Origin of the sequence: Legionella sp., from assembly GCF_965140895.1 — a bacterium.
Lineage (GTDB): Bacteria > Pseudomonadota > Gammaproteobacteria > Legionellales > Legionellaceae > Legionella.
Genome location: NZ_CBCSKT010000018.1, coordinates 1 through 6303 on the forward strand (window position 1 = coordinate 1; position 6303 = coordinate 6303).

Here is a 6303-nt window from a genome sequence, read left to right on the forward strand (position 1 = left end):
TTTTATTGGTGATCCAAGCTCTAGACCACCTCCAATTGGAAGTGGATGGTTAATTGCTTAATTTTGAGCGGATAAAAGACGAAGTAATCCCGCTAATTGATACGAATGGGTTTTTGCAGAGCGATTTGGGCGGTGTAATTCATCAACTGTTTGGAGGAAAGTTTAAAGAGCAGGAGTGTTGTTTTTGATTGGGTTGATGGTTAAATAGAGATGAGACAATAGGTAGTAATTGAGCACGCAAGCGATTGGCGAGAAAGCCAAAGTATCGAATGAGTCGAAAGCCTTTTTCAGGCAGGTGCTGAATAAATCGGGTAATAAAATCAAAAGGATGCAGCTCGGTATATTGAGTTTGTTTGGTGCGATGATTAAGGAATTTAAAGAGCAGAGAAGTTCCGTTGTAATGAGTCAGGCGAGAATTAGCAATGGCTGGTCGTTTGATGTAACGCCCTAAGTATTCGATGTCTTTTTTAGGATTTTTATGAGGCTTCGCACAATGGACTTGCCAGTATTTAGCGTATTGTTGTACCAGCATGGAGCTTATGCTTTGGTTTCCCATCTCAGGGGCTTTGGTCAGAGAGCCTTGCCGATACTGGGTCCTTAAAAAAGTAATGAGCGCATAGCGCCACAGGGTCATCAGTGTATTTTTTTTGAAAAAGAGGCTTTTCCATTGCCGGTTATTTGTTAATCCGCCCTGATCGCCGACTTCGTCGGCTTGGGCGCCAACGGCGCCTTGAGTAATTGTATAGCCTTTCTGAATTAAGGCATGACATATGTCAGTAATATCAATAAATGACTCTCCTAAAAATATAAAGATATGCTTTCTTGAAAATTTCTAACTTTTTCCTACGACCTCTAAGGTCAGTTCCCTCCCTACACCCCGCAGGATGTAGGGATCTATTACTACGATTTTAATTTAATTGGAGTTTATTAAGACTCAATTGCACGAAGGCACTGTTGCAACATTCCTATTTGCTACATTTATTTCTAAATGTGCTCTAACCTCACTAAGCAAGGTTTGCAGTTCTAGGCTGTCATCCATAAATGCTTCTAGTTTAACCTCTTGGAGAGTATTATTTTTGAGAATAACCTCAGCAAGTGCTTTTGCCTCTTCTCTTGTGATACGGCAATCCAGTAATCCTAGAGTAACCATATGAGTATTATTTCTTATAATATCAAGAAGCCTATCAACGTCTTCTGAGAACATTGGATAAGTATCAAATGTAGCATGGATTGTAGTGGGATTATTAGCCTCTAGTTCTTTTAATAATCGCTCTTTACCTTGCATACTTTCATTTTTGCGAAACATAATGGTTCCTTATCTAATGGTTATTGATTGCAAATTATATTCCCTTTTAGGAATAAGTTTTAGAACTCTCCTACTCTCAAAATTAAGTTGCCTATAACTCATTCCAAAAGAATGTAAATATCAAGAATTTGCAGGTTGTTTTTGATGTCCTTGCTCAACAGCCGCAATACTTGCTTCAATAGACTCCATAGCACGATTCAGCCCACTCTTAGTGAAGAAGCCATAAGTTTTCTCATACTTTTTCTCAAGTTCTTTGTTTGAATCTTTTACGCTTTTAACTAGTTCTTTCAAAGCATCAAGGTCGGTAATAGACTTAAAATCCTTTTGGAATTCAATAGCAAGCGTTAATTTTTTCCTAGTAAGCTCAGAATTTCTGAATATTCTGCTAATAAAGCTTAATTCATTATCTTTATTACCCCGAGACAAAACCCCATCATTAATGTAGCCACTTACTTCACTAAGAATAGACTGTCTTAACTCTGGCGGGATTTGCGTGAAAACTCTTGGCGCTTGAGGATCAACCGGAGAAAAATGGTTTGGCTCATGTTGAAATCCTTCAATATATTTGAGTGCATAACTATTATTCACATAGTTCAGATAGTTTTGCCAGGCAATTTCATGGCGAGAAGCAAACTCTGGATCGATGGCTTCCTGTTGTGCAAAAAATGTATTGTAGTTTGGTGCTGGTGCTCGATGATCATAAGAGGGAACCTGTATCTGATATCCAGGTACTAAATTCAGGGCATTTTGTGCAGGGCCAATCACTTCATGTAAACTATGAAATCCGCCACCAACAATATAGGCGACTACGGCAGATAAATAATTCTTTTTTAAGTCCTCATTTTCGAAATTAGCTAATGTTTCCATTTGACTTAAGAACATTGAGGTCATACCAGAAGGCCCTGCTACATAAACGGCATCGTTCTCAACCGCATCAAGTACATAAGGAGAACTGTAATTAGCAGATTGACTTTTACAGTCCGCACACCAACTAGAGTTATGCTTGGGAAATCCCGTTTCATGCTCTTCCTGTCCGTTAAGCATTAATCCTAATTGCTGTGTTCGACTAGTATCAAAACTTAGTCCACGACCTCGATTTCCTGGCGCAGTATATAACTCTGAACGATACATTAACTCGTCGGAAATATAAGCGCGATATCTTCTTCCAGTCCAATCTTCAGCAAGCCCCTGGGAAAAGAAGTCTTTAAGGTCAGCTGTTGCTTTCCAAAGTGATTTTACTATCTCTGCTAATTTACCTACTGGTTCCCGATGAGGAGCATGTTTGATAGATATTTCTCGAGTTATATTTTGCGCGAACTTGAAATGAATATGCATAATTTCTGCTAATTGAGCTGGATTATTATTTTGTAATATCTTTTTGATAGCTTCTCTTGTAATTGGGCTTTTTAAAGAGCCTAAGGCGATGACATGAGCATTTTCTGAGAATGAGTGCAGGTAGTAATCGAAATTACTTCTTTGGTCATCAATTATTTTTAGAAGTTCGTCAGATACTCTTTTTACAGAGGTCATCATTGCAGAGGTTGGATTTTGTAACAGGGTTATAGGAAGCTCCGATTCTGCTCTTCTAGCTAGTGGATTTTGATATTTTTCCTCGGGAGTCTGTCTATAATCATTCCCTACCAGGTCTTTTTGAAGCTGCTCAATTTGTGCTAATTCTTCTAATGATAGTTCAGTAGAATTTTTCAATTCCTTAAGATATCCTGCCACTACTCCAGGATTCTGCTCATGATTTTCAAAGGAAATTTTCAACTTGTTTATGCATTTGTCGATGGGAGCAACAAAAGCCATATCGTCTGTCGCATGCTTGGATTTTATTCGGTTTACCATCAAAATTGCATAAGAATATGCTTCTGTTTTTGATTTAAACTCCATGATTACTCCCAATGTAAAATGATTAATTTTAATTTATTTTAATCTATAAATATTAACTTAGTATTAAGGTTGTACTTTTTTAAGAGATAATTGTGGTACAATTAACGAACTATATGTTTTCTTCTTGAAATTTAATATGCCGAACTTTTTTGATGATCTACACAAGCTTCCTGGAAGAAATAAGCTGAACGTTTATTCTTTATTAATAGCAAAACTTTCTTGTTATCCAACTGAGAATCAAAATGATAGGCTAATGATTAAAGCTTTAATCAAAGAGATTAAAGTGCTGTTTCATAATCATGAACAACAATTTTCAGTTTTAGGCTTTGTTTTGCAGCAGAACTTAATTCAAAATAAGGCGATCTCCGAAAATTTGAAATTATTTATTTCTGAAATTATTAATGATGTTAAGCATCCTGATTTTAAATCATATTTTGAAATAACAACTCTTAGCATTGAAGATCTTCAATGTCGTATAGGACGCTTTTTTGAGTCAACCCTTGCTGTTAATATGCTCATGAACCCATCGCCGAAAACCTGGTGCTGTATTAACAAGGTTAGTGAGAGAATTATCGAATGTATTTCATTAGTTAGGCAACAAGAAGCTTTTGAACCCTTTTTGGCAGACTTAGGCCCTGATTCAAAATCAGGGAAGACTCCAAATCTGGCTTTAGCCTTTGGCCGTTATTCAAATAAACCCACTATCAATGATGTGATAGTGACGCTTAAAGAACAAAAAGATATTGTTAGAATCATGTTGATTCAATTTATGTTTATGCGAGATATTTATCCTTTATTTGAGTTTGACCCTCAAACACAAGCTCTGATCAAAGAATATGGTTATGGTGGGGAATTGGCAAAGTATATTGAAGCTGTCGGTGCAAAAGATATCGGACCGTTCTTCTGGAATTATCCCAAATTTGCAACCTATAAGGATAGGGGAAGAGGAAAGTTCATTCCTTATACTTCGACAAGGCTAGGCATTAGTATTTTGCCTGAGGATAGGGATGAGTTTCCTAGAGCAGCAACTAATTGGTGTCCTGACTGTCTTTGCCAGGAGGCAGACCTTAATTCGCCCTATACAAGATTCTTGCTGCAACAGGATATACCTTATGTTGCTGGCCCATCGGGCATGACGACACTTTTAAGTTCAGCAATGCTCTTTTTAGGCCAATTTGCTAATGAGGATGAACATAACCACTATATTCTGGCTATTATGTCCTTTATTACCGGAGGCGGCCTACACTCTATTCATGAAGTTCTCACAGTTCCCTGTGAACGCTTAGGTTTGTTAAAGGCTTATAGACCCTTCGGTAAGAAGGCTGGAAATTACCAGGACTTTTTTGATTTATTTTCTTTCGATGAAAGGGTAACAAAAAATATCGATGATGCCTGGGATTCCACAGTTAGCTGGTTATGCAAGCATTTTCCAGAACTGACAACAGAGGCCTTATATCAAGTTGAACCGATACGACCAGCCGTTCCAGCAGCTGTTAAGGAAAAGGAAGCTGAATCAAAACAGCGTTGCTCCTGCTCTTTACTTTAATCCTAATAGGCCTGATGTGTACGTCGCGCCTGTTTTAGGACAAGATTAGTACCATTTAGCCCTAAATAGGTCCTCCGTTACGTGTAATGGCTCGCAATCAAAAACGACTCGGCCCACAATCAGCGCATCAAGTTGGCCCAAATTAAATGCGAATGAAATTAATTTTTGGCCCACATTAATTGCGGAGTTATCTGGTGTTCCATTTACTTTACATGACTTGAGAAGAACTTTTATATTTTGTATGTCGATCTTCACCTGATAGCTGTGCAAAATCTTCTAAAGCTAACTTTTTATTATGGCCTATTCGATCAAAGCGTTTAATGAAGTAGGTTAAACTGTTGTCTTTAGAATAAACTAAACCATGAACAGGAACTTCGAGGTCTATAGTTTTTGCAAGGGTCATAGTAATGGCTTCATTTTCAGGCAATTCCGGATAAATATCACTTTGTGGTTTTAAAATATACTGACCATATTGATCAACGATTTCAAAACATCCCTCTTTAATCTTTAGTTTGGCACTTAGTTTCTTTTGGACGCCCTGAACAGACATCTTTCCTACACGAGCAATTGCTTCCTGTCGCTGCTCATCAGCACTTAAATCTAATGGGCTAAGATTTTTTAATTGAGGAGAAAGCAAATGCAATCCACGTTGCGAATAGTTTTCTTGAACACTTATCTTTTCATAAGTAATAGGACAGTGTTTCATCTTAGTTCCTCAATCGTCACTGCGCCTACGACATCTTGGCCAACTAGTATCAATTGGCCAAAATAATCATTTTTATCGATTTTATATTTGCGTAATAATGCTTCAAGCATAATACCTTCAGGTAGCAACCCTTCAAAAAAAGGGGGAAATACGTCAAAATCATAGATCTTATTTGTTAACGGCATGGTGAGAGAAACAGGTGCCCCCTGATAATCATTAAGGTAAGTAAATTGATATTTTTTACCTTCTAATTCTTCTAATACTCCAGCCTTAATGCCATTCACTGATACGTATGCTTTTCTCATGAATTATTATCCGTTGTTTGAGGAAAAGGCGTTTCAAATTTCATTTGGATATTTAAAACATCGAACACTTTGAGCAATGTATTTAGCCGCACCGATTCTTTCCCTTTTTCAATATCATAGATAACCGTCTTACCGACACCCGCTAACCGTGCTAATTCTTGCTGCGATAAGCCGCTTTGCTTACGGTAGAAATGGACTAAATTGGCAATCTCGTGTGTGGGCATGGAACACCATAAATTAATCATATATTACTGTTATAGCAGTAAAAACGATAAAAATAAATTTATTTTTGCATTTTTTTGCATTAATTAGCTATAAATTACTGTTATGGCGGTAAATTTTATTGATTTCCTGATGTTACCCATATTTATTTATTATAAATTCCTGAAAATTACTGTTACCGCGGTAAATTTGTGTGGGAATAATAAAAAAGTCATTGGTTTAGTCTCAAAAATTCGTCCATTATGGATTCAGTTATCCCTGGAATAGATTGAGCAACAGTAGTAAAACTATGGTTCTGTGAAATTTGTTCGGTTTTATTTTTTAT

General features: G+C 37.0%; 5 protein-coding genes and 2 pseudogenes. 1 reads left to right on the plus strand and 6 read right to left on the minus strand.

What is annotated here, in order from left to right:
- Positions 1-92: 92 nt before the first annotated feature.
- The 3 genes and pseudogenes from ACQY7T_RS02350 to ACQY7T_RS02360 all read right to left on the minus strand — a co-directional run.
- Positions 93-694 (minus strand): annotated as a pseudogene (locus ACQY7T_RS02350) (IS91 family transposase); the annotation flags it as partial.
- 240 nt (positions 695-934) lie between these two features.
- Positions 935-1306, minus strand: a complete 372-nt coding sequence (locus tag ACQY7T_RS02355) for a hypothetical protein (protein ID WP_428411112.1) — start codon at positions 1304-1306, stop codon at positions 935-937.
- A 120-nt stretch (positions 1307-1426) separates the two neighbouring features.
- Entirely contained in the window at positions 1427-3199 is a 1773-nt protein-coding gene (locus tag ACQY7T_RS02360; RefSeq protein ID WP_428411113.1) for a hypothetical protein, read from the minus strand.
- A gap of 253 nt (positions 3200-3452) precedes the next feature.
- Here ACQY7T_RS02360 and ACQY7T_RS02365 point away from each other — a divergent pair, with 253 nt between their 5' ends.
- Positions 3453-4745 carry a hypothetical protein gene (locus ACQY7T_RS02365; RefSeq protein ID WP_428411114.1) on the plus strand — a complete coding sequence of 431 codons (1293 nt, stop codon included), beginning with the start codon at positions 3453-3455 and terminating at the stop codon, positions 4743-4745.
- A 217-nt stretch (positions 4746-4962) separates the two neighbouring features.
- Here the strand turns inward: ACQY7T_RS02365 and ACQY7T_RS02370 are convergent.
- The 3 genes and pseudogenes from ACQY7T_RS02370 to ACQY7T_RS02380 all read right to left on the minus strand — a co-directional run.
- Positions 4963-5451: pseudogene (locus ACQY7T_RS02370) on the minus strand (lpg2370 family Dot/Icm T4SS effector); the annotation flags it as partial.
- The gene (locus ACQY7T_RS02375) at positions 5448-5756 is read right to left on the minus strand and encodes a HipA N-terminal domain-containing protein (protein WP_101898595.1); all 309 of its coding nucleotides are present in this window, start codon (positions 5754-5756) and stop codon (positions 5448-5450) included. The gene ACQY7T_RS02375 and the pseudogene ACQY7T_RS02370, both read right to left, overlap by 4 nt.
- Positions 5753-5980: a helix-turn-helix transcriptional regulator gene (locus ACQY7T_RS02380; protein WP_428411115.1), complete on the minus strand. Its 228-nt coding sequence runs from the start codon at positions 5978-5980 to the stop codon at positions 5753-5755. The genes ACQY7T_RS02375 and ACQY7T_RS02380 overlap by 4 nt, the downstream gene beginning before the upstream one ends.
- Between the last annotated feature and the right edge of the window lie 323 nt (positions 5981-6303).